We start from the raw sequence: 22958 nt of genomic DNA on the forward strand, positions 1-22958 counted from the left end.
CGGGCCCGCCCACGCGGCGAGCGTGACACCGCCGCGCCCCGTCCCCGTCTCTGCCGAGACCATGGAGCGTCTCGCCGCGCTCTATGCCCGCGACCTGCTCTTTGGCCCCGCCATGGCCGAGGGCCGCATCGCGCGACGCTTCGCCTTGGAGGTGCTGGCGGAGACCGACCCCGACCGTGGTCCTGCAGCCAACCGGGCGGCGGACCGCGCGGGCGTCGCGATCCGCGGCGGACGGGTGCTGGGCGACTGGCCCGGCCTTCTCGCTCGCGGCGCTGCTCGAAGGGCGCGACCTGCGCCCGACGACGGACCTGCGGTCGGTAGCGAAGGCGCTGCTCGGCGCGCATCTCGGCGTGCCGGCGGCGTTGCTCGACACCGTGGTGTTCCCGAACTCCGCCGCCGTGCACCCACTCGCCGGCCTGGTCTGACCGCCCCTCCGCCGGGCCGCCCTCTCAGCCGAACAGCTTCGCCGCCACCTCGGCCACGCGCTTGCCCTGCAGGCGGGCGACCGCCAGCTCCTGCGGCAGCGGTGCGCGTTCGCCCTTCGGTCCGGCGATGGTTCCGGCACCGTACGGGCTGCCGCCGTGCATCACCGAAAGGTCCATCAGCTCCGCCGCCCCGTAGCCCGGCGGGACGTAGATCATGCCGTGGTGCATCAGGGTCGGCAGCAGCGACAGGATCGTGCTCTCGTTGCCCCCGCCGGTGCCGGTGGAGACGAAGATCGAGCCGACCTTGCCGTAGAGCTTGCCCTGCATCCACAGCTGGCCGGTCTGATCGAGGAAGTTGCGAAGCTGCGCGGCAGCGTTGCCGAAGCGCGTCGGCGTGCCGAACACGATGCCATCATAGGCCGGCAGCTCATCGACCGTCGCCACCGGATGCGGCTGGTCCGTCTTGGCGCCGATCGCCTTCAGAGTCTCCTCCGGCATCAGCTCCGGCACGCGCCGGATCGCGACCTCGGCTCCGGCTCCGCGCGCGCCCTCCGCCACCGCCTCGGCGAGCGCCAGCACATGGCCCCAGGTCGAGTAGTAGAGAACGAGGATCTTCGCCATCACTTCCTCCGCTTGTGCGGGGCCGGGGGGTAGGCGAAGGGGCCTGCCGTGTCGAGCCCGCCGCCGATCACGATCCCCTGTAGGTCGTGTAGCCGAACGGTGAGACGAGCAGCGGCACGTGATAGTGGCCGCGATCGGCCCTGAGGTTTACCGCAACCGCGACCACGTCGTGAAAGGGCGGATCATCGCCGAGCCCCAAGGCGCGGAAATAGGCGCCGACATGGAAGCGGAGCTCCCAGCGGCCCGGCGCGAAGGTCGCTTCGCTCAGCAGCGGCGAATCGGTCCGCCCGTCCTCGTTCAGCGTCACCGCGGCGACGATCGCGCCGTCGCGCACGAGCTCCACCCGCATCCCCGCCGCCGGCCGCCCGCGCGCGGTGTCCAGCACATGCGTCGTCAAGCCCGGCCTCTTCCCCGCCATGGGCATCCTCTCCTCCGTTGGCAAGAGCGCGCACATGGTGCACGGTCCCCCCGCCCGGAGCGAGAGAGGGTCGAGCGATGGTTCAGGCAGCGACGGAGGCGGATGCCGCGCGCGCAGTCGAGCGCGATCGGCTGTGGCGGCGGCTGATGGAGATGGGCCGCATCGGCGGCTTCACCACCGAGGATGGGCATGAGGGCGTCAATCGCCCCTGCCTCTCGCCGCTGGATCGCGAGGCACGCCGCCTGCTCATCGGCTGGGCGAAGGCCGCCGGGCTCGCCGTCGCCGTCGATCCGGCGGCGAACCTGTTCCTCCGCCTCGAGGGGCAGGACCCTTCTGCCGCACCCGTGCTGACGGGCAGCCACATGGATACCCAGCCGCAAGGCGGGCGCTTCGACGGCATCTACGGCGTGCTCGCCGGGCTCGAGGCGGTGGAGGCGATCATCGCTGCAGGGGTCAGGCCGCGGCGGCCGATCGAGGTCGTCGCCTGGACGAACGAGGAGGGTGGGCGCTTCGCCCCGGGCTGCACCGGCTCGATGAGCTTCACCAAGGCCGAGCCGATGGAGACGTTCGACGACATCCGCGACGCCGAAGGCATACGCTATGCCGATGCGCTGGCGGAACAGCTTGCCCTCGAAGCCGACCTTCCCTCGCGGCCGCTCGGCTACGTCCCGCACGCCTATGTCGAGGCGCACATCGAACAGGGGCCGAGGCTGGAGGCGGAAGGCAAGGACATCGGCGTGGTGACGGGCATCCAGGGCTGCCGCTGGTTCACCGTCACCGTCGAGGGGCGCACCGACCACGCCGGCACCACCCCGTTGCGCCTGCGCAAGGACGCCGTGCAGGACGCGATCCGAGCGATCCAGGCCCTGAACGCCCTGATGCACGACCCGGACGACGTGCTCCGCTTCACGGTCGGATCGTTCCGCGTCAAGCCGGACACCTCGAACTCGGTCGCGCGCGAGGTGGTGTTCACCATCGACTTCCGCCACCCTGACGCAAGGGTCCTGCGCGAGCGCGGCGATGCGGTGGCGGAGACGGTGGCCCGTGCCATGACCACCTGCACCGCGCGGGTGCACGAACGCTTCAACGCCGCCCCCGCCGATTTCGGCCCGCTCGTGCCCGACCTCGTCGAGCGGGCGGCACGCGACTTGGGGCTGTCCATCATCCGCATGCCGTCGGGCGCCTTCCACGACGCGCAGTTCCTCTCCCGCATCTGCCCCACAGGGATGATCTTCATCCCCTGCCGCGGCGGCGTCTCCCACCATCCCTCGGAGTACGCCACGCCGGAGGCGTGCGCCAACGGCGCGCGCGTGCTGGCCCGCGTGCTGTGCGACCTCGCCGGGGTTTGAGCGGGGCGGCGTGCGGCGGATCCTGCTCATCGTTTCGGGGTCGGTCGCCGCCTACAAGGCGCTCGAGTTCGCCCGCCTCGCGCGCAAGGGGGGCTTCGCGGTGACGGGGCTGCTCACCGCGGGCGGGGCGCGCTTCGTCACGCCGCATGCGCTCGCCGCCATCACCGGCTCCCGGGTCCACGGCGATCTCTGGTCGCTCGAGGAGGAGGTGCAGGCGGGGCATATCCGGCTTGCGCGCGATCACGATGCGATCGTCGTCGCCCCCGCCTCCGCCGATCTGATCGCGAAGATGGCGGCCGGCCTCGCCGACGATCTCGCCACCACCGTGCTGCTCGCCACCACGCGGCCCGTCCTGGTCGCTCCCGCGATGAACCCGACGATGTGGGCGCATCCGGCCACGCGCGCCAACGTCGAAACGTTGCGCGGGCGTGGCGTGGCCTTCGCCGGGCCCGAGGAGGGCGAGATGGCTGAGCCCGAGCACGGCCTTGGCCGCCTGGTCGAGCCTCCCGCCTTGCTCGAGGCCGTGCGCGCGATGCTCGCCGACGGTCCCCTCGCCGGTCGTCACGCCCTCGTCACGTCGGGCCCCACCTTCGAGGCGATCGACCCCGTGCGCTTCATCGGCAACCGCTCGTCGGGGCGCCAAGGGCACGCCATCGCCGCCGCACTCGCCGGTTTGGGGGCTCGCGTCACGCTGGTGAGCGGCCCGGTGTCGTTGCCGGACCCGCCCGGCGTGCGCGTCATCCGCGTGGAGAGTGCGCGCGAGATGCTGGCCGCCTGCGAAGCCGCCCTGCCGGCCGATGTCGCGGTCTGCGCGGCGGCGGTGGCGGATTGGCGCCCCGAGACGGAAGCCGGGGCGAAGATCAAGAAGGTGGCGGGTGCCCCCCCGCCCGCGATCGCGCTTGCGGAAAACCCCGACATCCTCGCCACGCTCTCGGCAGCGGGAGACCGCCGCCCGCGCCTCGTCATCGGTTTCGCCGCCGAGACGGAGGACGTGATCGCCCATGCCGAAGCGAAGCGCGCGCGCAAGGGCTGCGACTGGATCCTCGCCAACGACGTCGGCGCGGGCGTGTTCGGCGCGGCGGAGAACGCGGTGACCCTGGTGACCGAGGCCGGCGCCGAACCTTGGCCGCGCATGGCGAAGGAGGATGTGGCGCGACGCCTCGCCGCGCGCATCGCGGAGGCGCTGCGCTGATGCTGCGCGTCGCGATCCGTCGCCTGCCGCACGCCGAGGGCTTGCCGCTTCCGGCCTACGCGACCGAGCAGTCGGCCGGGATGGATCTTTACGCCGCCGTCACGGATCCCGTCGTGCTCGGCCCAGGCGAGCGCGCCGTGATCCCCTCGGGCATCGCGATCGCGCTGCCGCCCGGCTTCGAGGCGCAGGTGCGCGCACGCTCGGGGCTTGCGCTTCGCCACGGCATCTGCATGGCGAACGGGGTCGGCACCATCGATGCCGACTATCGCGGCGAGATCGGCGTCCTGCTGCTGAACGCGGGGCGGGAGCCCTTCACCATCACGCGCGGCATGCGCATCGCCCAGCTCGTCGTCGCCCGGTTCGAGCGCATCGCCTGGGTGGAAAGCGAGGTGCTGGACGACACCGCGCGCGGTGCCGGCGGCTTCGGCAGCACCGGCACGCACCCGTAACGCTACGGGGTGGCACCGAGCAGCGCCTTGCCCTCGGCGCGTCCGAGCAGTCCGGTCGCGAAGCGCGCCGGGAGAAGCCCCACCATCCTCGCCGCGAGCCCGAGCCACCAGGGAAAGACGATACGACGCCGCCCGCGCGCGACCCCGCGCAGGATGATCGCCGCCGCACGCTCCGCCGACATCAGGCCGGGCATCGGGAAGCGGTTGCCCGCGGTCATCGGTGTGGCGACGTAACCGGGGCAGACGGAGGTGAGCAGGATGCCTGCGCGTGCGACCGTTTCCGCGGTGGCGACGGTCCAGGCATCGGCGAAGGCCTTGGCGGCGCAGTAGGTCGGCGCGCCAGGAGCCGGCACGAAGGCGGCGATCGAGGCGATGACGGCGATCCGTCCGCGCACGCCGTCCGGCTGCGGGGCTTGCTCGCGCATCAGCGCGATCGCGGGCAGCACCGTGTTGATCACGCCGGAGACGTTGGTCTCGACGATGGTGCGGATCTGCGCCGCACTCTCGGCGGCCCCGCCTGCCGTGCCGCCCGACACCCCAGCGTTGGCGATGACGAGATCAAGCCTCCCCGCGCGCGCGATCCATGCCGCGACCGCCGCCGCATCGCGCACATCGAGCACGGTCACCGTCGCCTCCGAGCCGCGGGCGCGCACCAGACGGGCGGTCTCGGCGAGCCGCGCCGGATCGCGGCCGGAAAGATGCACGACCGCACCGGGCGCGGCGAGAGCCGCGGCCAGCGCGCGCCCGAGTCCCGACGAGGCGCCGGTGATCGCCGCGCGGACGAGAGGGCTCATCGCTTCCCCTCCGCCGCCCCGGCCGCTACAACGCGCCACCCCATGAGCTCCTCCCCCTCGCTCGCCTCGATGACCGGTTTCGCGCGCGACCGCGGCGCGCATGACGGCGTGGAGTTCGCCTGGGAGATCCGCTCGGTCAACGGCCGGGGCCTCGATCTCCGCCTTCGCCTGCCCGCGGGCTTCGACGCCCTCGAACCCGCCTTGCGCGAGGCGGCCGCGCGTATGCTGCGCCGCGGCTCGGTCACCGCGACCTTGTCTCTCTCCCGCACGCCGGAGGCGACGCGGCCCGTGCTCGACGAAGCGGCCCTCGACTCCGCGCTCGCGCTGATCGAGCGGATCCGGCTTCGGCTGCGCACCACCGCCGCAGTGGCACCCGAGGCGGTGCTCGCCCTGCCCGGCGTGCTGCGCGCGCCGGCGGCGGAGGAGGACGAGGAGAGGACAGCCGCGCTGCACGCCGCCCTCCTTGCCTCCTTTGGCCGCGCGCTCGAGGCGCTGGTCGCCGCCCGACGCGCGGAGGGGGCGCGGCTCGGCGTCATGCTCGCCGCCATCCTCGACGAGATCGCCTCGCTGACGGAACGGGCAGCGGCAGACGCCGCCGCCCAGCCGGAGATGATCCGCGCGCGGCTGCTCGACACGCTGCGGTCCTTGCTCGCCGAAGCACCGGCCCTGCCCGAGGAGCGCCTCGCCCAGGAGGTCGCCGTGCTCGCGTCGCGCGCCGACGTGCGCGAGGAGATCGAGCGGCTGCGCGCCCATCTCGCCGCCGCGCGTGGCTTGCTCGCGGAAGGAGTGGCGATCGGGCGGCGGCTCGATTTCCTCGCCCAGGAATTCGCCCGCGAGGCGAACACGCTCTGCGCCAAGTCGGCCTCCACCACGCTCACGGCCACGGGGCTCGCGCTGAAGGCCGCGATCGAGCAGTTCCGCGAACAGGTGCAGAATGTCGAATGAGATCGCCCGGCGGGGGATCCTGCTCGTGCTGTCTTCGCCCTCGGGCGGGGGCAAGACCTCGATCGGGCGGGCGCTTCGCGTCACCGATCCCAATCTCGGGCTTTCCGTTTCGCTCACCACGCGGCCGCCGCGCGAGGGCGAAATCGACGGCAAGGACTATCATTTCGTCTCCGCCGCACGCTTCGACGAGGCGGTGCGGAACGGCGAGCTGATCGAGCACGCCGAGGTGTTCGGCGCGCGCTACGGTACGCCGCGCGCCCCCGTCGAGGCGGCTCTCGCGGAGGGGCGCGACCTCCTGTTCGACATCGACTGGCAAGGCACGCGCCAACTCCGTGCCGCCCTGCCGGGCGACGTCGTCTCGGTGTTCATCCTGCCGCCCTCGATGGCGGAGCTCGAGCGGCGGCTGCGCGCGCGCCGCGCCGACGACGAGGCGACGGTGCGGCGTCGCATGGGCAAGGCGGCGGCCGAGATCGCGCACTGGGACGAGTACGACTACGTCGTCGTCAATCGTGACTTCGATCTCGCGGTCGCTTCCGTCCGCGCCGTCCTGGCGGCGGAACGATTGAAGCGGGTTCGCCAAACGGGTCTTGCTTCCTTCGTCTCCGCCCTTCTGGCATGAAGCCGGCGCCGACGAGGGAGGGCAGGATGATCGACGCCAAGTCGCTGTTGGATCGGTTCCTGGGCGTGGGCACGGCGGATCGCGCCGCCGGGGCGGTGGGGGCGGCGCATGAGCGGCTCGCCCAGGCGGGGGTGCCGGGGGGCCTTGCCGGAGCGGCCGCGGGCGCCGGGCTGATCGCGCTGCTGGTCGGCGGCAAGGCGGGCAAGGTGGCGCGCTACGGGGGGGCTGCCGCGCTCGGCGCACTCGCCTACCGCGCCTGGCAGTCCTGGCAGCAGCAGAAGGCCGCCTCGGCCCCGCCCGCGCTCTCGGCGGAAGGTTTCGCGCCCGAACGCCTCACCGCTGCCGACGGGCAGCCCTTCGCCCTCGCCGTCATCCGCACCATGATCTCCGCCGCCAAGGCCGACGGCCACATCGACGCCGAGGAGAGCCGACGCATCGTCGAGGCGATCGACAAATCAGGCCTCGGCGCGGAGGAGAAGGCGTTCCTGTTCCGCGCCATGAACGAGCCGGCCGACCCGGCCGCCCTCGCGCGGCTTGCCGCGACGCGCGAACAGGCGGCGGAACTGTGGCTCGCCGCACGTCTCGCCGCCGTGCCGGATCAGCCGGCGGAACGTGCCTTCCTCGATGCGCTCGCCGATCGTCTCGGTCTCGAACCGGGGCTGAAGGACGCCTTGGAAGCGCAGGCACGGGGGGCGGGCTGAGCGGGACGCGGCCGACCTTCGACCTCGAACGCGCGGCCGGCGGCCTCGTCGCCGGGGTGGACGAGGCGGGCCGCGGCCCGCTCGCCGGCCCCGTCGTTGCGGCAGCCGTCTGTTTCCTGCGCGAACCGGATGAGACGCTCGCGCGGGCGATCGACGACAGCAAGCGGCTCGACCCGGCGGCGCGTGAGCAAGCCTACCTTGCCCTGATCGCGGCGCGGCACGACGGCGTGGCGACCTTCGCCGTCGCCGCCGCCTCCGTGCCCGAGATCGCGCGGCTGAACATCCTGCGCGCCTCCTTACTCGCGATGCGTCGCGCCGTCGCGCGGCTGCCGCTCAACCCCGACCTCGCGCTGATCGACGGCACGATCGCGCCCGAGCTGCCCTGCGCGGTGCGCTGCGTGCCGCGCGGCGACGGTCTCAGCCTGTCGGTCGCCGCCGCCTCCATCCTCGCCAAGGTGACGCGCGATCGCGTCATGGCGCGCTTGGCACGGCGCCACCCGCTCTACGGTTGGGAACGCAACCAGGGCTATCCGACGGCGGAGCATCGCGCGGCCCTCGCCCGCTTCGGCGTCACCGCCCATCACCGGCGCGGCTTCGCCCCCGTCGCGCAGGCACTCGGGCGCCATTGACGCCGCGACTCCCCCTCTCCAGGATGCGCGGCTTCGCGAGGGGGATCATCGGAAGCGGAACGGTCGTCGATGGGCCGCCAATTCGACTTGCCGCTCGATCGCGTGCAGAGGGGCGATTGCATTTCCGTGCTGCGCTCCCTCCCACCCGCTTGCGTGCATGCGGTGTTCGCCGACCCGCCCTACAACCTGCAACTGCGCAACGAACTGCGCCGCCCCGACGACAGCCTCGTCGACGGCGTGGACGAGGAGTGGGATCGCTTCCCCGATCTCGCCGCCTACGACGCCTTCACCCGCGCCTGGCTCACCGAGTGCCGACGCGTGATGCGGCGGGATGCGACGATCTGGGTCATCGGCACCTACCACAACATCTTCCGCATCGGCGCCATCCTGCAGGATCTCGGCTTCTGGATCCTCAACGACATCGTCTGGCGGAAGTCGAACCCGATGCCGAATTTCCGCGGCCGCCGCTTCACCAATGCGCACGAGACGCTGATCTGGGCGGCGTGGGACCGCCACTCCCGCTACCGTTTCAACTACGAAGCGATGAAGGCGCTGAACGACGACCTGCAGATGCGGAGCGACTGGACGATCCCGCTCTGCACCGGGGCGGAGCGGCTGAAGGGGCCGGGCGGGCGCAAGCTGCACCCCACACAGAAGCCGGAGGCGTTGCTTCATCGCATCATCCTCGCCTGCACCAATCCCGGCGAGACGATCCTCGATCCGTTCTTCGGCACCGGCACCACGGGGGCGGTGGCGCGGCGGCTCAACCGCCGCTTCATCGGCATCGAGCGCGACGAGGCCTACGCCGCCGCCGCCGAGGCGCGCATCGCGGCGGTGGAGCCCGTGGCCGACGAGACGCTGACGCTGTCGCCCTCCAAGCGTGACGCGCCGCGCATCCCGTTCGGCGCGCTGCTCGAGGCGGGGCTCCTTCTTCCCGGTGACGTGCTGGTCAGCCGCGACGGCCGGCACCGTGCCGAAGTGTGCGCGGACGGAACGATCCGCACGCGCACGGCGCGGGGTTCGATCCACCGCATCGGCGCGCTGGTGGCCGAGATGCCGGCCTGCAACGGCTGGACCTTCTGGCACTACGAGGAGGCCGGCGCGCTGCTGCCCATCGACGTGCTGCGCGAACGGCTCCGCGCTTCGCTCGAGGGTCAGGTCGCCACGGCGGCCTGAACGAGGGAGAGGAACAGGGGAAGCCCGTCCTCGCCGCCCGTCAGCGGATCCACCGCGTTCTCCGGATGCGGCATCAGCCCGAGCACGCGCCGGTTCGGCGACAGGATGCCGGCGATGTTGCGCGCCGCACCGTTGCGCGCGGCCTCCGCCACCGCCTCGCCCCGTTCGTCGACGTAGCGGAACGCCACCAGACCCTCGCCCTCGAGCCGATCGAGCACGTCTTCGTCGGCGACGTAGTTGCCATCGCCGTGCGCCATCGGGCAGCGGATGACCTGCCCCGCGCGGTAGAGGCCGGTGAAGGGCGTGTCGGTGCGCTCGACGCGCAGGAGGCAGTCGGAGGCGAGGAAGCGCAGGCTGGCGTTGCGCAGAAGCGCGCCGGGCAGGATCCCCGCCTCGCAGAGGATCTGGAACCCGTTGCACACGCCGAGCACGAGGCCGCCGCGCGCGGCGTGGCGGGCGACGGCCTGCATGATGGGGGCGCGGGCGGCGATGGCGCCGCAGCGCAGGTAGTCGCCGTAGGAGAAGCCGCCCGGCAGCACGACGAGGTCGAGGCCCGCGGGCAGATCGCCGTCGCGGTGCCACAGCCAGGCGACCTCGGCGCCGGCGCGGGTGAGCGCCAACGCCATGTCGCGCTCGCGGTTGGTGCCGGGGAAGACGACGATGCCGGCCTTCATGCGAACCACTCGAGCCTCAGCCAGTGCATGGCGGCGAGGAGCGCCAGCGTGATGAACACGGCGAGGGCAGCGGCGTCGAACCAGAGCCGGATCGCCCTGCGAGCGCGCGAAACGGGCCCGCGCGCGGCGGGCGCGGCGCGGCGGCGGGCGAGCGCCCAGGCGATGACGACGGTGAAGAGGGCGAAGACGACGAGCGAGGCCTTGACCACGTGCCGCCCGCCTCAGCCGCCGCTTTCGCCCGTCACGCCCTGCCGCCCCGCGTCAGCCCGCGATCTCGACGCGGAAGCTCTCGATCACCGGGTTGGCGAGCAGCCGGCGTGCCATCTCTTCGGCGGCCGCCTTCGCCTTCTCCGGATCGGTCTCGGCGAGCTCGAGCTCGATCACCTTGCCCGCACGCACCTCGCCCACGCCCGCGAAGCCGAGCGAGGCGAGCGCGTGCCCGATCGCCTTGCCCTGGGGATCGAGCACGCCGGATTTCGGCATCACGGTGACGCGCGCCTTCACGCCCGATCCCCCTCGTGCGCGGCCGGCCGCCCGCCACGCCTCCTCACTGCATGGTCTCCGGGCCCTTGAGGTCGCGCGCCCCCGCCTCGGGCAGGATGCCCAGGCGCCGCGCCACCTCCTGATAGGCCTCCTCGACGCGGCCCAGGTCGCGGCGGAAACGGTCCTTGTCCAGCTTCTCGCCGGTCTTGATGTCCCACAGCCGGCAGGAATCCGGCGAGATCTCGTCCGCCACCACGATCCGCATCTCGTCGTTCTCCCACAGCCGGCCGAACTCGAGCTTGAAGTCGACCAGGCGGATGCCGACGCCGAGGAAGAGGCCCGTCAGGAAGTCGTTGATGCGCAAGGAGAGCGCCATGATGTCGTCGAGGTCCTGCACCGAGGCCCAGCCGAAGGCGGTGATGTGCTCCTCGGCCACCAGCGGGTCACCGAGCGCGTCGTTCTTGTAGTAGTACTCGACGATGGAGCGAGGGAGCGGCGTGCCTTCGGCGATGCCGAGCCGGGTGGACAGCGAGCCCGCGGCCACGTTGCGCACCACCACCTCCAGCGGAATGATCTCGACCTCGCGGATGAGCTGCTCGCGCATGTTCAGGCGGCGGACGAAGTGGGTCGGCACGCCGATCTCGTGCAGGCGGAGCATGATGAACTCGCTGATGCGGTTGTTCAGCACGCCCTTGCCGGTGATCACGCCCTTCTTCTGGGCGTTGAAGGCGGTCGCGTCGTCCTTGAAGTACTGCACGAGGGTGCCCGGTTCCGGCCCCTCGAACAGGATCTTCGCCTTGCCTTCGTAGAGTTGTCTGCGCCTCGCCATGGGACCAGCCTCCGACACCCCCGGTTGGCCCGAGGGGGCCGCGCGCGGCGGCCTCGATATAGCAACGGGGGGACCGGCCTGCCACCGCAGGCGGGGGCGGGTCTGCCCCCTCCCGTGCGCGCGCCCGCGCCCTCTGCTACAGGAGGGGCGAGACGCCAAAGCCTGCCGGAGGATGACGCCCGATGAGCGACGAGCTCTTCGCCGAACGCGAGAAGGGGTTCGAGGCCAAGTTCAAGCTCGACCAGGAGATGGAGTTCCGTGCCCAGGCCCGGCGCAACCGCCTGTTCGGGCTGTGGGTGGCGGGCATCCTCGGCAAGGCCGGCGAAGAGGCCGAGGCCTACGCCAAGTCGGTGGTCGCGGCCGACCTGCAGAAGCCCGGCCACGACGACGTGATGGACAAGGTCAAGCGTGACCTCGCCGAGGCCGGCAAGACGCACCCGGAGACCGAGCTGAGGGCGGAGTACGAGCGCCTGCTCGCGGTCGCCCGCCAGCAGATCGTAGAGGAAGCGGCGAAGGGCTGACGCCCGAGCGTGGCACGGGTGCGGGGGGGGTCCGGGTCAGCTCGGCCTCAGCCCCCGTCCGCGTCGCCGGGCTGGTCCTCGACCGGGTCGCCGAACACCCGCGCCAGGATCTCGTCCACATGGGCGAGATGCGCGCGCGGGTCCATCGCCCGATCGAGCGCGGCGCGATCGAGCCTGCCTGCGACCTCGGGGTCGGATTCGAGGTTCTCGCGGAAGCTGCGCGCCGCCTCGGTGCCGAGGCTCATCCAGGTCGCCATCGCGTTGCGCTGCACGATCCGGTATGCGTCCTCGCGGCTGACCCCGGCGCGGGTGAGGGCGAGCAACACCTCGCCCGAGTGCACGATGCCCCCCAACGCCTCGAGATTGGCCGCCATCCGCTCGGGGTAGACGATCAGGGTCTCGATCATCCCGGCGAGCCGATGGAGGGCGAAGTCGAGCGCGATGGTGGCGTCGGGCGCGATCACCCGCTCGACCGAGGAGTGCGAGATGTCGCGCTCGTGCCACAGCGCCACGTTCTCGAGTGCGGGGATGGCGTAGCCGCGCACGAGGCGCGCGAGCCCCGTCAGGTTCTCCGACAACACGGGGTTGCGCTTGTGCGGCATGGCCGAGGAGCCCTTCTGGCCGGGGTGGAAGTACTCCTCGGCCTCGCGCACTTCGCTGCGCTGCAGATGCCGGATCTCGACCGCGAGCCGCTCGATCCCCGAGGCGATCACGGCCAGCGTGGCGAAGAACATCGCGTGCCGATCGCGCGGGATGACCTGCGTCGAAACGGGCTCGACCGCGAGGCCGAGCGCCTTCGCCACGTGCGCCTCCACCACGGGGGGGACGTGGGCGAAGGTGCCGACCGCGCCGGAGATGGCGCAGGTGGCGACTTCCTCGGCGGCGCGGGCGAGCCGGGTGCGGTTGCGTGCGAACTCCGCCCAGTGCCCGGCGAGCTTGAGCCCGAACGAGGTCGGTTCGGCGTGGATGCCGTGGCTGCGGCCGATGGTGGGCGTGTGGCGGTGTTCGAGCGCGCGACGTTTCAGCGCCGCGAGCAACCGTTCCAGCCCCGCATCGAGCAGGCGTGCGGCGTCGCGCAGCTGCACGGCGAGCGCGGTGTCGAGCACGTCGGAACTGGTCAGGCCCTGGTGCAGCCAGCGCGCCTCCTCGCCAAGGCCTTCGCCGAGCCAGGTGAGGAAGGCGATGACGTCGTGCCGCACCTCGCGTTCGATCGCCTCGATGCGGGCGAGGTCGTCCTCCGTCATCGCCGCCACGCGGGGCGCCCCCTTCTCGCGGATGATCCGCGCCGCTTCGGGCGGGATCTGCCCGATCTCCCCTTGCTTCTCGGCGACCAGCGCCTCGATCTCGAACCAGATCCGGAACCGGTTCCTCGGCTCCCAGATCGCGGCCATCTCGGGGCGGGAGTAACGGGGAATCATGCGCGCTGGCCTCCGGGGGAAGGGCGGCACGGATGACGTGGGGGGGCGCGCTTGACAAGCCCCGCGGGTGAGGCCTGGGATCGCGCTGGTTCAGGGGATCAGCCGCACCATGGATTTCGGGCTGTCGCAGCTCTGGTCGCTGCTTGCCGTGATCGGCATCGACATCGCGCTCGCCGGCGACAATGCCGTGGTGGTGGGGATGGCGGCGGCGGGGCTTCCGCCCGAACAGAGGCGGCGTGCCATCATCCTCGGCATCGCGGCGGCGGCGGGGCTCCGCATCGCCTTCGCGCTGATTACGACCCGGCTCCTGCAGATCACCGAACTCCTGTTCGCGGGCGGGCTGCTGCTGCTCTGGGTGTGCTGGAAGATGTTCCGCGACCTGCGCGCCGAGCGCGAGGCGGAAAGCGAGCACGCGGCCGAGGCCTTCGGCGCGGCGCCGAAGTCCTTCGCCTCGGCGATGAGCACGATCGTGGTGGCGGATGTGTCGATGAGCCTCGACAACGTGCTCGCGGTGGCGGCGGCGGCGCGCGAGCACCCCTGGATCATGGCCTTCGGGCTTCTGCTTTCTGTTGTGCTGATGGGGGTGGCGGCCTCCTTCATCGCGCGGCTGCTCGACCGCCACCGTTGGATCGGCTGGGCCGGGCTTTCGCTGATCGTCTATGTCGCGCTGAAACTCATCTGGGACGGCTGGCCGGGGGTGGCGGTGCATGCGGGGCTCGGCCCTGACCCGACGGTGGTGACGGCGCTCTTCGCCGCCTCGGTGCTGGCTTATGCCGCTGGGGATTTCCTGCTGCGCCGCCGCACCGTGCCGTGAGCCCGATCGAGTACCGAAGCGCCGGCGCGGCCGACGTCTCTTCATCAACGGTTGACCAGGGCTGTGCTAGGTGCGGCACCGGCATATCGCTCAGCCGGTCCCATCCGCGCAGGGTCATGATCGAGGAAAAACCGAGCACGGAGCTCCGTGCCCTATCCATCGCGCTGGTCATCCGCCCCTTCGTTGGAGTGATCGGCGGGACGGAGCGTGTTCTGGTCACCCTGGCCAACGGGCTCGTTGCCAAGGGCCATCGCGTCACCGTGCTGCATTGGGACGAGCAGGACGGTCCCGCCGGATTTCCCCTCGCGCCGGAAGTCTCACAGGTCAACCTCCGTCGGCCGACGGTCCGGTGGTGGAGTTACCTGGGCTTGGATCGCATCCAATATTGGAGGGTGCGCCACCCAATTCAGTGGTATGCCCACAACGCGCCGTTCCGGCGAGCGCTCGTCGGCTGGCTGCAGGCTCACTGTCCGGATGTCGCAATCGGGTTTGGGCCCTGTGCCAACACGCCACTCCTGTTGGCGGCGCGCCAAACAGGGGTGCCTGCGGTCGCCTCGATCCATTTCACGCCGGAGATCGATTATTCCGAGAAGGACCGGCGGATACCGAAATATGAGCTGAAAAGGAGGCTTGGTGCCCTCCGCCATGCCGCCGCAACTCACGTTCTGCTCCCTGAATATGCTGACCTTTTTTCTGCCGATGTCACTCGGAAGACGATTGCGATCCCGAACACGGTGACGCCCGGCATCACTCGTGCCGTCGGGCGTGTTCCACGCAGACCCGTCGTTCTTGGCCTTGGTCGCCTCGAGCCGCTGAAGAACTTTGCTGACCTCGTGGAGGCTTGGGCACGAATTGCCGATCACCATCCCGCCTGGACCGTCGAGATCCACGGCGAGGGCGAACTCAGGACAGAGCTCGAGGGCCTCATCGCAGCCCACCGCCTGCAGGGAAGCTGCCGCCTGCCTGGGTGGGCGCCTGACGTGCCGAGCACGCTGGCGTCCGCAACGTTGTTCTGTCTTCCCTCGATAACCGAGGGTTTTCCGCTGGCCGCGCTGGAAGCGCTGGCGTGCGGCCTTCCCGTTGTCGGCTACGGCGATGTGCCCGGTCTGACGGCCATCGTCCGACATGAGGAGAACGGCTTGCTCGTTTCGCGCTCGGAAGGCCCCGCCGGCCTCGCCGCCGCATTGGACCGCCTGATCCGCGACGAGGATCTGCGCCGCCGCCTTTCCGCCGCCGCCCCCGCCTCGGTCGCCGGATACTCCGAGGAGGCCTTCCTCACCCGCTGGCTCGATCTGATCGGTCGGGTGGTAAACCATCGGCGTGTGCCCAGACCAGCGGTCGAAGAACCGTTGGGCCCGTTCGAGCGGTGAGCGTTCGTCAACAGCCGGGGATGTCCGCTCGGAGCACCCCGGACGACGCGAGATGTTCCAGTCGTGGCCAGAACGAGGGAGCAGCCCTGCCGTCCAGCTGCCTTGGTTGACCGTAAAGGCGAAGCCGCTGCAGCTATCGCTGGCTATGATCAAGCATCGTCACGTTGCGCAGTCGGGTGCTGGTCGAACCGGCCAACTCGTTGGCGCGACGGTCAAACGCCCGCTCTCGATCGCCCTGGTGATCCGAAATCTGGCGGGTGTCATTGGCGGCGCGGAAAGAAGCATTTGCCTTTTGGCGAATGGGCTCGCCGCCGCCGGTCACTACGTGACCATGGTTTCGGAGGATCCGACGGACGAGGAGCCTGTATTTCCCGTTGATCCTTCTGTAAAACGCATCAACGTCTTCAGGCCAAGACCATTCTCAAGCTTCAGAAAATTCTATTTGCGTCGAGCTCCATATTGGAGACTCCGGCATTTTTTACAATGGCGTTTCGCACACTCTCAATTCAAAAATTCTTTGAGAAAAGTTTTTGTTAAATTTCGTCCTGATGTCGTCGTAGCCTTCATGCCGGATGCGACGACGACGACACTGCTTGCTGCAAGAGGGACAGGAATTCCTGTCATCACCTCATTCCGCACCGACCCGTACTCTGATTTTGTCAGTCCGACAATGTGGCATCCCACGGAGTACGACCGCAGGCTCCGGCTTGCTCTTCTTCACGAGGCCGCGGCGGTGCACGTCCTGATGCCCGACTTCGTTTCCTTCTTCGCCCCGGAGATCCAGGCCAAGACCGTGGTCATCCCCAACGGCGTGACGCCGGGAATCGACCGCGCCGTCGGCACGGTGCCGCGCCGGCCCCTCATCCTCGGCCTCGGCCGGCTTGCCGCACAGAAGAACTTCAAGGATCTGATCGAGGCCTGGGCGATGATCGCCGCCGACCATCCCGACTGGTCGGTCGAGATCCATGGCGAGGGCGAGGAGCGGCCGATGCTCGAGGCCCTGATCCGAGACCGCGGAGTCGGTCGGTCCTGTCGCCTGCCGGGCGCGACCAAGGACGTGCCCCGGCTTCTCGCCTCCGGCAGCATCCTCTGTCATCCGGCGCTGTTCGAGGGCTTCCCACGCGCCCCGACCGAGGCGCTGGCCTGCGGTCTCACTGTGGTGGCCTATGACGACTGCCCTGGCCTCAGCGCGTTGCTGCAACACGAGCAGAACGCCCTGCTCGTTCCGCGCTCCGAAGGCCCTGCCGGCCTCGCCGCCGCATTGGACCGCCTGATCCGCGACGAGGCCCTGCGCCGCCGCCTTTCCGCCGCCGCCCCCCGTTCGGTCGCACACTTCACCGATGAGGCCTGCACAGCCGGCTGGCTAGACCTGATCGAACGCGTCACCTCCGGCCGCCCGGTCAAGGACCCGACACCCGCTTGACAGCGGCGCGCGCGCATGGCGCGGGAGGCCGCATGGCCGATATCCCCGCCGCCGCCACGTCCAAACCTCCCGACGCCACGCCTGCTCCCCTCGCCCCCGACCGCGCGCGGGAGCTCGCCGCCGCCTTCGGGCTGAAGGCCGATGAATACGAGCGCGTGCTCGCCATCCTCGGCCGCACCCCTTCGCTCACCGAACTCGGCATCTTCTCGGTGATGTGGTCGGAGCACTGCTCCTACAAATCCTCCCGCGTGTGGCTGAAGGAACTCCCCACCGCGGCTCCTTGGGTGATCCACGGCCCGGGCGAAAACGCCGGCGTGATCGACATCGGCGAGGGCCTCGCCGCGGTGTTCAAGATGGAAAGCCACAACCACCCCTCCTTCATCGAGCCCTATCAGGGGGCAGCGACCGGGGTGGGCGGCATCCTGCGCGACGTCTTCACCATGGGGGCCAGGCCGATCGCCAACCTCAACGCGCTCCGCTTCGGCTCGCCCGACAACCCGCGCACGCGGCGCATCGTGGACGGCGTGGTGCGGGGGATCGGCGACTACGGCAACTGCGTGGGCGTCCCCACGGTGGGCGGCGAGGTCAACTTCCACCCCGCCTATGACGGCAACCCGCTGGTGAATGCGATGACGGTGGGCATCGCGCGCGCCGACCGCATCTTCCTTTCCAAGGCGGCCGGCGTGGGCAACGCGGTGGTCTATGTCGGCTCCAAGACCGGGCGCGACGGCATCCACGGCGCGACCATGGCCTCGGCCGAGTTCGGCGCGGAGGAGTCCGACGAGAAGCGGCCCACCGTGCAGGTGGGCGACCCCTTCACCGAGAAGCTCTTGATCGAGGCCTGCCTCGAACTGATGGAAACCGACGCCATCGTCGCCATCCAGGACATGGGGGCGGCCGGGCTCACCTCCTCTTCGGTCGAGATGGCGGGCAAGGGCGGGGTCGGGATCGAGCTCGACCTCGATCGCGTTCCGCAGCGCGAAGCGGGGCTCACCGCCTACGAAATGATGCTCTCCGAAAGCCAGGAGCGGATGCTGATGATCCTCCGCCCCGGCGCGGAGGAGATCGCGCGCCGCATCTTCGAGAAGTGGGAGCTCGACTTCGCCGTCGTTGGGCGGCTCACCGACACCGGGCGCATCGTCGTCCGCCACCGGGGCCGGGTCGAGGCCGACATCCCGCTCGCCCCCCTCTCCGACCAGGCCCCCGTCTATCGCCGCCCGATCGAGGAGACGCCGAAACAGGCCCCCCTCTCCCCCCGCTCCGTGCCTGACCCGGTCGGGCTCGAGACGGCCCTCCTCGCCCTGATCGGCTGCCCCGATCTCTGCTCCCGCGCCTGGGTCTGGGACCAGTACGACTCCACCGTCGGCGGGCAGACGGTGAAGAGGCCCGGCGCGGCGGATGCGGCGGTGGTGCGCGTCTCGCCCTCCGGCCGGGCGCTCGCTCTCACCTGCGACTGCACGCCGCGCTACTGCGCCGCCGACCCGGAGGAGGGCGGCAAGCAGGCGGTGGCCGAGGCCTGGCGGAATATCACCGCGGTCGGCGCCCGCCCGCTCGCGCTGACCGACAACATGAACTTCGGCAACCCGGAACGGCCGCGCATCATGGGCCAATTCGCCGCCGCCATCCGCGGCATGCGCGCGGCCTGCCTCGCCCTCGACTTCCCGGTCGTCTCCGGCAATGTCAGCCTCTACAACGAGACGGACGGGCGGGCGATCCTGCCGACCCCGGCGATCGGCGGTGTGGGCCTGCTCGAGGATGCCGCGCGGGCGGTCGGCATCGCCCTCGCCCCAGGGCTCGATCTCGTGCTGATCGGCGAGACGCGGGGCTGGCTCGGGCAGTCGCTCTGGCTGCGCGAGATCGCCGGCCGCGAGGAGGGGGCGCCGCCGCCGGTCGATCTCAAGGCGGAACGACGCCACGGCGACGTGGTGCGCGGGCTGATCGCGGCCGGGCGCGTGGCCGCCTGTCATGACGTCTCCGACGGCGGGCTGCTCGTCGCGGTCGCCGAGATGGCGCTCGCCGGCGGCGTCGGCGCCACCCTGCTGCCGGGGCCGGACGACCTTCCCGCCCATGCCTTCTGGTTCGGCGAGGACCAAGCGCGTTACGTGCTCGCCGTCGCCGACGGGGCGGGGGTGGTGGCCGCCGCCCGCGCCGCGCAGGTGCCGGCGGCGCGCATCGGCCGCACCGGCGGGGCGGATTTGACACTGCCCGGCACCCTCTCCATATCGCTCGCACGGTTGCGCGAGGCGCACGAGTCCTGGTTTCCGCGCTGGATGGGCGAGCGGGCGTGAGACCCGGGGCGCGAGGAGCGAAGGGTCGGGCGTCTCGATCGCGAGTGCAACGAACGGGGATGGCGCGATGCCGATGTCGGCGGCGGAGATCGAGGCGCTGATCAAGGCGGCCCTGCCGGACGCCCAGGTGACGGTGGAGGACCTGCGCGGCGACGGCGACCACTACGCGGCGACCGTGATCTCCCCCTCCTTCAAGGGCAAGACGCGGGTGCAGCAGCACCAGATGGTCTATGCGGCGCTGCAGGGTCGGATGGGTGGGGCGCTGCACGCGCTTGCGCTGCAGACCGCCGCACCGCAGGACTGAGCGGCGCGGGCGGCGCACGGGGGCGTGTGGCGGGACGCGGCGCGCGAGACGAGGGCGGAACGTTACGCCAGGCAGATCAACCCACAGAGGCGGAAAGGCGAAACCAGGATGTCCAACCCGGTCTTCGAGCGCATCCAGGCGGAGATCAGCGAGAACCCGGTGGTGCTCTACATGAAGGGCACGGCGATGTTCCCGCAGTGCGGCTTCTCGGCCCGGGTGGTGCAGATCCTCATGCACATGGGGGTGAAGTTCAAGGCGGTGAACGTGCTCGAGGACCCTTCGTTGCGCGAGGGCATCAAGCAGTTCACCAACTGGCCGACCATCCCGCAGCTCTACGTGAAGGGCGAGTTCGTCGGCGGCTGCGACATCGTCACCGAGATGTTCCAGTCGGGCGAGCTTGCGCAGCTCTTCGCCGAAAAGGGGGTGGAGTACCGGCCGGTGACGGCCTGAGGGCCCCCTTGCGGCTTCTTCGGCTGCCCGCGTCACGCACGCGGTAGGTTCGCGCGCTCGACTGCGCCGTGATCGCGTTTGATTGGCGCCGCCCCGCCTGTGCCTGACCGAGGTGGCGTGATCGCTGTGGGCGCTGGCGGCTTTGGCCGCTGACGACGGGTGCCTCGCCGCCACCTACCCCCGCCAGAACCGCTCCACCGCCGCCAGCAACGCCGCCCTGATCCCGGGTTCCAAGGCCGAATGCCCGGCATCCGGCACCATGGTCAGCCGCGCCGCCGGCCACGCCGCCGCCAGTTCCGCCGCACTCTGCGGCGGGCAGATCATGTCATAGCGCCCCTGCACGATCTCGGCCGGGATCGACGCGATCCGCCCCATCCCGGCAAGCAGGCCCCCCTCCGGCAGGAACAGGCGATGGCGGAAATAGTGCGCCTCGATTCGCGCCAGCCCCAAGGCCGTGCGGTCCTCGGCGAAGGAGGCGACCGTCTCCGGCGACGGCAGCAAGGTGGAGCACGATCCCTCGTACACGCTCCACGCCCGTGCCGCCGGCAGATGCACCTTGGGGTCGGGGTGCGTCAGCCGCTTCCAGTAGGCCTCGAGCAGATCGCCCCGCTCCTCCTCCGGCACCTGGCCGGCGAAGGTCGCCCAGGCATCCGGAAAGAAGCGCCTCAGCCCGTAGAGGAACCACGCCACCTCCTCGTCGCGGCCGAGGAAGATGCCCCGCAGCACGAAGCCCCGAACGCGCTCCGGGTGCGCCTGACCATAGGCGAGACCCAAGGTCGACCCCCAGGAGCCGCCGAACACCAGCCAACGCTCCACCCCCACGTGCTCGCGCAGCCGCTCGATGTCGGCGATCAGGTGCGGCGTGTCGTTGGCGACCAATGAACCGAGAGGGCGCGACCGACCCGCCCCCCTCTGGTCGAAGATCACCACCCGGAACCGCGCGGGGTCGAAGAAGCGGCGATGCACCGCCCCCGCCCCCGCCCCCGGCCCACCGTGCAGGAACAGCACCGGCATCCCCGTCGGCGTGCCCACCTGCTCCCAGTACATCGTGTGCCCGTGGTCGAGCGGCAAATAGCCGCTCTCGTAAGGCGCGATGTCGGGGTAGAGGTCGCTTCGCGGCATGGTCCCCGCCCGCATCATGGACCGTCGGTCCGACCGTCCTTCGCCCGCCATTCCAGCCCCGCCCGCCGCCGGGCTTCAAGCGCCCGCCGCACGAGGCTCAGCGCCGCACCTCGTACATCGTCCGCCGCATCTTGCGCCGCCAGCGGGTGAGCCAGGCGGCCGCCCGCTCCTTGCCCTCGTCCATCTGCCGCGTGTAGCGGGGGAACTTCCGCCGCATCCAATCGATGGTGCGGCCCGCCCAGGCGTATTCGTCGCGCAGGATGTAGAGGCCGACGGCGAGAAACAGGAAGCCCTGCACGAAGGGCAGGAAGAGCCCCGCCACGCCGAGCCCGAGGAAGCCCCAGCCGGCCAGGATCTTGCCCCGCCGTGCCCAGCGCGAGGGCGGTTTCGGCGGCAACATGCGGGGAATGACGAGGTATTCGCGGCGTCGCGCCATGGCCGGGGCCCTATGCCGCCTCGCCCGCGCCCCGGCAAGCCCGCACCCTCAGGCGGGCGGGGGCTGCGAGCGGATGATGCGCTCGACGGGGTAGCCGCGCGCGGCGGCGAAGGCGAGCCACTCCTGCACCACCGGCTCGGGCAAGGTGGGGGTGCGGGAGAGAAGCCAGAGGTAATCGCGCGTCGGGCCGGAGACGAGCGCGATCCGGTACTCGGGGTCGAGCCGGATCACGTGGTAGCCGCCCTCGAAGGGCCAGCGGAAGCTGACCGCGAGCGAGGCGACGTCGCGGGCCCCGAGGAAGCGCGCCCGCCCCGTCACCGACCGCTCGGTCCCGTCCGGACGCCAGCCGCGATTCGTCACCGCGATCGTTCCGTCGGGGTTGAGCGCGTAGGTCGCCGTCGCCGCCACGTCGCCGCGCTGGAAACGATGATCGAGCCGCGCGATCTCGTACCAGGTGCCCAGGTAGCGATCGGGGTCGAAGCGCACCGGGGCGACACCCTCCGGCACCCCGGTGCAGGCGGCGAGCGCCAGTGCGAGCACCGCGGCGACCACGCCACGCCGCGAGCACGCCCCACGGCCGTCCCGACCACTCGCCAAGATCATCCGCATGCTGCACACGACCCCGTAACGACCCTGCCAGCGTTACCGAAATTTCGTTTGCACGACCACGAACGCCAGGGGCAGAGGAGACGGATTATCGAGGAAGCGTCCATCGAAGGACGAAGCCGGGCCCGTGCTGAGCATCCGCATCATCCCCTGCCTCGACGTCAAGGACGGTCGCGTCGTCAAGGGGGTCAACTTCGTCTCCCTGCGCGATGCGGGCGACCCCGTCGAGCAGGCGCGCGCCTACGACGCGGCGGGTGCGGACGAACTCGCCTTCCTCGACATCACCGCCTCGGTGGAGAACCGCGGCACCCTGCTCGACGTCGTCGCCCGCACCGCGGAATGCGTGTTCATGCCCCTCACCGTCGGCGGCGGCGTGCGCAGTGTCGCCGACGTGCGGGCGTTGCTGCTCGCCGGGGCCGACAAGGTCTCGATCAACTCCGCCGCCGTCGCCCGCCCCGAGCTCATCGACGAGGCGGCCGGCAAGTTCGGCAGCCAGTGCATCGTGGTCGCGATCGACGCCAAGCGCTCTACCCCCCACCGGTGGGAGGTGTACGTGCATGGCGGCCGCACCCCGACGGGGCGCTGCGCCATCGCCTGGGCCGAAGAGGCGGCGCGCCGCGGCGCGGGCGAGATCCTGCTCACCTCGATGGACCGCGACGGCACCGGCGAGGGCTTCGACCTCGCACTCACCCGCCGCGTGGTGGAGGCGACGGGGCTGCCCGTCATCGCCTCGGGTGGGGCGGGCCGGCTTGAGCACTTCGTCGACGCCGCGAAAACGGGAGCCACGGGGATCCTCGCCGCCAGCGTGTTCCATTTCGGCACCTTCGCGATCGCCGAGGTGAAGCGCGCGCTCGCTGACGCGGGCCTTCCCGTCCGCCTGCCCAGCCCCGAATCTGCCTGAC

The 22958-nt window shown here is 71.0% G+C and carries 28 protein-coding genes; 17 read left to right on the forward strand and 11 right to left on the reverse strand.

Features of this window, described 5'->3' with window-relative positions:
- Positions 1–176 precede the first annotated feature (176 nt).
- A complete protein-coding gene (locus DWB05_RS15105) occupies positions 177–425 on the forward strand; it encodes a hypothetical protein (protein WP_232818523.1) in 249 nt (82 codons plus the stop codon).
- A gap of 24 nt (positions 426–449) precedes the next feature.
- On the opposite strand, the gene wrbA is transcribed toward DWB05_RS15105, so the two are convergent.
- Both wrbA and uraH read right to left on the reverse strand, forming a co-directional pair.
- Positions 450–1046, reverse strand: a complete 597-nt coding sequence (gene wrbA / locus DWB05_RS11815; RefSeq protein WP_114377391.1) for an NAD(P)H:quinone oxidoreductase — start codon at positions 1044–1046, stop codon at positions 450–452.
- Positions 1047–1113: 67 nt separating this feature from the next.
- Positions 1114–1464, reverse strand: a complete 351-nt coding sequence (gene uraH, locus DWB05_RS11820) for a hydroxyisourate hydrolase (protein WP_114377392.1) — start codon at positions 1462–1464, stop codon at positions 1114–1116.
- Positions 1465–1541: 77 nt separating this feature from the next.
- On the opposite strand from uraH, the gene DWB05_RS11825 reads away from it, so the two are divergent.
- From DWB05_RS11825 to dut, 3 genes are read left to right on the forward strand one after another with little or no spacing between them, the layout of a single operon-like run.
- Positions 1542–2813 carry a M20 family metallo-hydrolase gene (locus DWB05_RS11825; protein WP_114377393.1) on the forward strand — a complete coding sequence of 424 codons (1272 nt, stop codon included), beginning with the start codon at positions 1542–1544 and terminating at the stop codon, positions 2811–2813.
- A 10-nt stretch (positions 2814–2823) separates the two neighbouring features.
- Positions 2824–4005 (forward strand): bifunctional phosphopantothenoylcysteine decarboxylase/phosphopantothenate--cysteine ligase CoaBC, encoded by a 1182-nt coding sequence (gene coaBC / locus DWB05_RS11830; protein ID WP_114377394.1) that lies wholly within the window; start codon positions 2824–2826, stop codon positions 4003–4005.
- Entirely contained in the window at positions 4005–4454 is a 450-nt protein-coding gene (gene dut / locus DWB05_RS11835; RefSeq protein ID WP_114377395.1) for a dUTP diphosphatase, read from the forward strand. The genes coaBC and dut overlap by 1 nt, the downstream gene beginning before the upstream one ends.
- A gap of 2 nt (positions 4455–4456) precedes the next feature.
- Here dut and DWB05_RS11840 read toward each other — a convergent pair whose 3' ends face one another.
- Positions 4457–5248 (reverse strand): SDR family NAD(P)-dependent oxidoreductase, encoded by a 792-nt coding sequence (locus DWB05_RS11840; RefSeq protein WP_114377396.1) that lies wholly within the window; start codon positions 5246–5248, stop codon positions 4457–4459.
- A 42-nt stretch (positions 5249–5290) separates the two neighbouring features.
- Here DWB05_RS11840 and DWB05_RS11845 point away from each other — a divergent pair, with 42 nt between their 5' ends.
- From DWB05_RS11845 to DWB05_RS11865, 5 genes are all read left to right on the forward strand, one after another.
- On the forward strand, positions 5291–6193 hold the full coding sequence (locus DWB05_RS11845) for a YicC/YloC family endoribonuclease (protein WP_232818524.1): 903 nt from the start codon (positions 5291–5293) through the stop codon (positions 6191–6193).
- Entirely contained in the window at positions 6183–6812 is a 630-nt protein-coding gene (gmk, locus tag DWB05_RS11850; protein WP_114377397.1) for a guanylate kinase, read from the forward strand. The genes DWB05_RS11845 and gmk overlap by 11 nt, the downstream gene beginning before the upstream one ends.
- A gap of 26 nt (positions 6813–6838) precedes the next feature.
- Entirely contained in the window at positions 6839–7513 is a 675-nt protein-coding gene (locus DWB05_RS11855; protein ID WP_114377398.1) for a tellurite resistance TerB family protein, read from the forward strand.
- A gap of 56 nt (positions 7514–7569) precedes the next feature.
- Positions 7570–8142 carry a ribonuclease HII gene (locus DWB05_RS11860; RefSeq protein WP_232818525.1) on the forward strand — a complete coding sequence of 191 codons (573 nt, stop codon included), beginning with the start codon at positions 7570–7572 and terminating at the stop codon, positions 8140–8142.
- Between the two features lie 69 nt (positions 8143–8211).
- Complete coding sequence (locus DWB05_RS11865; protein ID WP_114377399.1) at positions 8212–9318, forward strand: site-specific DNA-methyltransferase; 1107 nt, start codon at positions 8212–8214, stop codon at positions 9316–9318.
- On the opposite strand, the gene purQ is transcribed toward DWB05_RS11865, so the two are convergent.
- Genes purQ through purC form a run of 4 tightly spaced genes read right to left on the reverse strand, consistent with a single transcriptional unit; the run spans position 9297 to position 11304 of the window.
- Complete coding sequence (gene purQ, locus DWB05_RS11870) at positions 9297–9992, reverse strand: phosphoribosylformylglycinamidine synthase subunit PurQ (RefSeq protein WP_114377400.1); 696 nt, start codon at positions 9990–9992, stop codon at positions 9297–9299. The two genes, DWB05_RS11865 and purQ, sit on opposite strands and share 22 nt — an antisense overlap.
- The gene (locus tag DWB05_RS11875; protein WP_114377401.1) at positions 9989–10201 is read right to left on the reverse strand and encodes a hypothetical protein; all 213 of its coding nucleotides are present in this window, start codon (positions 10199–10201) and stop codon (positions 9989–9991) included. Before DWB05_RS11875 ends, purQ begins: the two co-directional genes overlap by 4 nt.
- A gap of 52 nt (positions 10202–10253) precedes the next feature.
- The gene (gene purS / locus DWB05_RS11880) at positions 10254–10496 is read right to left on the reverse strand and encodes a phosphoribosylformylglycinamidine synthase subunit PurS (RefSeq protein ID WP_114377402.1); all 243 of its coding nucleotides are present in this window, start codon (positions 10494–10496) and stop codon (positions 10254–10256) included.
- A 43-nt stretch (positions 10497–10539) separates the two neighbouring features.
- Positions 10540–11304: a phosphoribosylaminoimidazolesuccinocarboxamide synthase gene (gene purC, locus DWB05_RS11885; RefSeq protein ID WP_114377403.1), complete on the reverse strand. Its 765-nt coding sequence runs from the start codon at positions 11302–11304 to the stop codon at positions 10540–10542.
- 182 nt (positions 11305–11486) lie between these two features.
- Here purC and DWB05_RS11890 point away from each other — a divergent pair, with 182 nt between their 5' ends.
- Positions 11487–11825, forward strand: a complete 339-nt coding sequence (locus tag DWB05_RS11890; protein WP_114377404.1) for a DUF1476 domain-containing protein — start codon at positions 11487–11489, stop codon at positions 11823–11825.
- Between the two features lie 47 nt (positions 11826–11872).
- Here DWB05_RS11890 and purB read toward each other — a convergent pair whose 3' ends face one another.
- Entirely contained in the window at positions 11873–13243 is a 1371-nt protein-coding gene (gene purB / locus DWB05_RS11895; RefSeq protein WP_114377405.1) for an adenylosuccinate lyase, read from the reverse strand.
- Between the two features lie 109 nt (positions 13244–13352).
- Between purB and DWB05_RS11900 the strand changes: the two genes are divergently transcribed.
- From DWB05_RS11900 to grxD, 6 genes are all read left to right on the forward strand, one after another.
- A complete protein-coding gene (locus tag DWB05_RS11900) occupies positions 13353–14057 on the forward strand; it encodes a YjbE family putative metal transport protein (protein ID WP_114377406.1) in 705 nt (234 codons plus the stop codon).
- Positions 14058–14173: 116 nt separating this feature from the next.
- Positions 14174–15427: a glycosyltransferase gene (locus DWB05_RS11905; RefSeq protein WP_114377407.1), complete on the forward strand. Its 1254-nt coding sequence runs from the start codon at positions 14174–14176 to the stop codon at positions 15425–15427.
- Positions 15428–15533: 106 nt separating this feature from the next.
- Positions 15534–16850 (forward strand): glycosyltransferase, encoded by a 1317-nt coding sequence (locus DWB05_RS11910; protein WP_198669154.1) that lies wholly within the window; start codon positions 15534–15536, stop codon positions 16848–16850.
- A gap of 32 nt (positions 16851–16882) precedes the next feature.
- Positions 16883–19138 (forward strand): phosphoribosylformylglycinamidine synthase subunit PurL, encoded by a 2256-nt coding sequence (gene purL, locus DWB05_RS11915; protein ID WP_114377409.1) that lies wholly within the window; start codon positions 16883–16885, stop codon positions 19136–19138.
- Between the two features lie 67 nt (positions 19139–19205).
- Positions 19206–19442: a BolA family protein gene (locus DWB05_RS11920; RefSeq protein WP_114377410.1), complete on the forward strand. Its 237-nt coding sequence runs from the start codon at positions 19206–19208 to the stop codon at positions 19440–19442.
- Positions 19443–19550: 108 nt separating this feature from the next.
- Positions 19551–19892 (forward strand): Grx4 family monothiol glutaredoxin, encoded by a 342-nt coding sequence (gene grxD, locus DWB05_RS11925; RefSeq protein WP_114377411.1) that lies wholly within the window; start codon positions 19551–19553, stop codon positions 19890–19892.
- Between the two features lie 174 nt (positions 19893–20066).
- Here the strand turns inward: grxD and pip are convergent, their stop codons facing one another.
- From pip to DWB05_RS11940, 3 genes are all read right to left on the reverse strand, one after another.
- Positions 20067–21014 (reverse strand): prolyl aminopeptidase, encoded by a 948-nt coding sequence (gene pip, locus DWB05_RS11930; RefSeq protein ID WP_114377667.1) that lies wholly within the window; start codon positions 21012–21014, stop codon positions 20067–20069.
- A gap of 97 nt (positions 21015–21111) precedes the next feature.
- A complete protein-coding gene (locus DWB05_RS11935) occupies positions 21112–21450 on the reverse strand; it encodes a PGPGW domain-containing protein (protein WP_114377412.1) in 339 nt (112 codons plus the stop codon).
- 48 nt (positions 21451–21498) lie between these two features.
- Positions 21499–22053, reverse strand: a complete 555-nt coding sequence (locus tag DWB05_RS11940) for a lipocalin family protein (protein WP_114377668.1) — start codon at positions 22051–22053, stop codon at positions 21499–21501.
- Positions 22054–22183: 130 nt separating this feature from the next.
- On the opposite strand from DWB05_RS11940, the gene hisF reads away from it, so the two are divergent.
- Complete coding sequence (gene hisF, locus DWB05_RS11945; protein ID WP_114377413.1) at positions 22184–22957, forward strand: imidazole glycerol phosphate synthase subunit HisF; 774 nt, start codon at positions 22184–22186, stop codon at positions 22955–22957.
- Position 22958: the final 1 nt, after the last annotated feature.

Source organism: Elioraea thermophila (ex Habib et al. 2022), assembly GCF_003336755.1.
Taxonomy (GTDB): Bacteria; Pseudomonadota; Alphaproteobacteria; order Acetobacterales; family Acetobacteraceae; genus Elioraea; species Elioraea thermophila.

Excerpts from the sequence above, each read along its gene's own strand:
- wrbA (WP_114377391.1), bottom strand. The coding sequence starts at position 1,046 with ATGGCGAAGATCCTCGTTCTCTACTACTCGACCTGGGGCCATGTGCTG.
- uraH (WP_114377392.1), bottom strand. The coding sequence starts at position 1,464 with ATGGCGGGGAAGAGGCCGGGCTTGACGACGCATGTGCTGGACACCGCG.
- DWB05_RS11825 (WP_114377393.1), top strand. The coding sequence starts at position 1,542 with ATGGTTCAGGCAGCGACGGAGGCGGATGCCGCGCGCGCAGTCGAGCGC.
- dut (WP_114377395.1), top strand. The coding sequence starts at position 4,005 with ATGCTGCGCGTCGCGATCCGTCGCCTGCCGCACGCCGAGGGCTTGCCG.
- DWB05_RS11840 (WP_114377396.1), bottom strand. The coding sequence starts at position 5,248 with ATGAGCCCTCTCGTCCGCGCGGCGATCACCGGCGCCTCGTCGGGACTC.
- DWB05_RS11845 (WP_232818524.1), top strand. The coding sequence starts at position 5,291 with ATGAGCTCCTCCCCCTCGCTCGCCTCGATGACCGGTTTCGCGCGCGAC.
- gmk (WP_114377397.1), top strand. The coding sequence starts at position 6,183 with ATGTCGAATGAGATCGCCCGGCGGGGGATCCTGCTCGTGCTGTCTTCG.
- DWB05_RS11855 (WP_114377398.1), top strand. The coding sequence starts at position 6,839 with ATGATCGACGCCAAGTCGCTGTTGGATCGGTTCCTGGGCGTGGGCACG.
- DWB05_RS11865 (WP_114377399.1), top strand. The coding sequence starts at position 8,212 with ATGGGCCGCCAATTCGACTTGCCGCTCGATCGCGTGCAGAGGGGCGAT.
- purQ (WP_114377400.1), bottom strand. The coding sequence starts at position 9,992 with ATGAAGGCCGGCATCGTCGTCTTCCCCGGCACCAACCGCGAGCGCGAC.
- purC (WP_114377403.1), bottom strand. The coding sequence starts at position 11,304 with ATGGCGAGGCGCAGACAACTCTACGAAGGCAAGGCGAAGATCCTGTTC.
- DWB05_RS11890 (WP_114377404.1), top strand. The coding sequence starts at position 11,487 with ATGAGCGACGAGCTCTTCGCCGAACGCGAGAAGGGGTTCGAGGCCAAG.
- purB (WP_114377405.1), bottom strand. The coding sequence starts at position 13,243 with ATGATTCCCCGTTACTCCCGCCCCGAGATGGCCGCGATCTGGGAGCCG.
- DWB05_RS11900 (WP_114377406.1), top strand. The coding sequence starts at position 13,353 with ATGGATTTCGGGCTGTCGCAGCTCTGGTCGCTGCTTGCCGTGATCGGC.
- DWB05_RS11905 (WP_114377407.1), top strand. The coding sequence starts at position 14,174 with ATGATCGAGGAAAAACCGAGCACGGAGCTCCGTGCCCTATCCATCGCG.
- purL (WP_114377409.1), top strand. The coding sequence starts at position 16,883 with ATGGCCGATATCCCCGCCGCCGCCACGTCCAAACCTCCCGACGCCACG.
- DWB05_RS11920 (WP_114377410.1), top strand. The coding sequence starts at position 19,206 with ATGCCGATGTCGGCGGCGGAGATCGAGGCGCTGATCAAGGCGGCCCTG.
- grxD (WP_114377411.1), top strand. The coding sequence starts at position 19,551 with ATGTCCAACCCGGTCTTCGAGCGCATCCAGGCGGAGATCAGCGAGAAC.
- pip (WP_114377667.1), bottom strand. The coding sequence starts at position 21,014 with ATGCCGCGAAGCGACCTCTACCCCGACATCGCGCCTTACGAGAGCGGC.
- DWB05_RS11935 (WP_114377412.1), bottom strand. The coding sequence starts at position 21,450 with ATGGCGCGACGCCGCGAATACCTCGTCATTCCCCGCATGTTGCCGCCG.
- DWB05_RS11940 (WP_114377668.1), bottom strand. The coding sequence starts at position 22,053 with ATGATCTTGGCGAGTGGTCGGGACGGCCGTGGGGCGTGCTCGCGGCGT.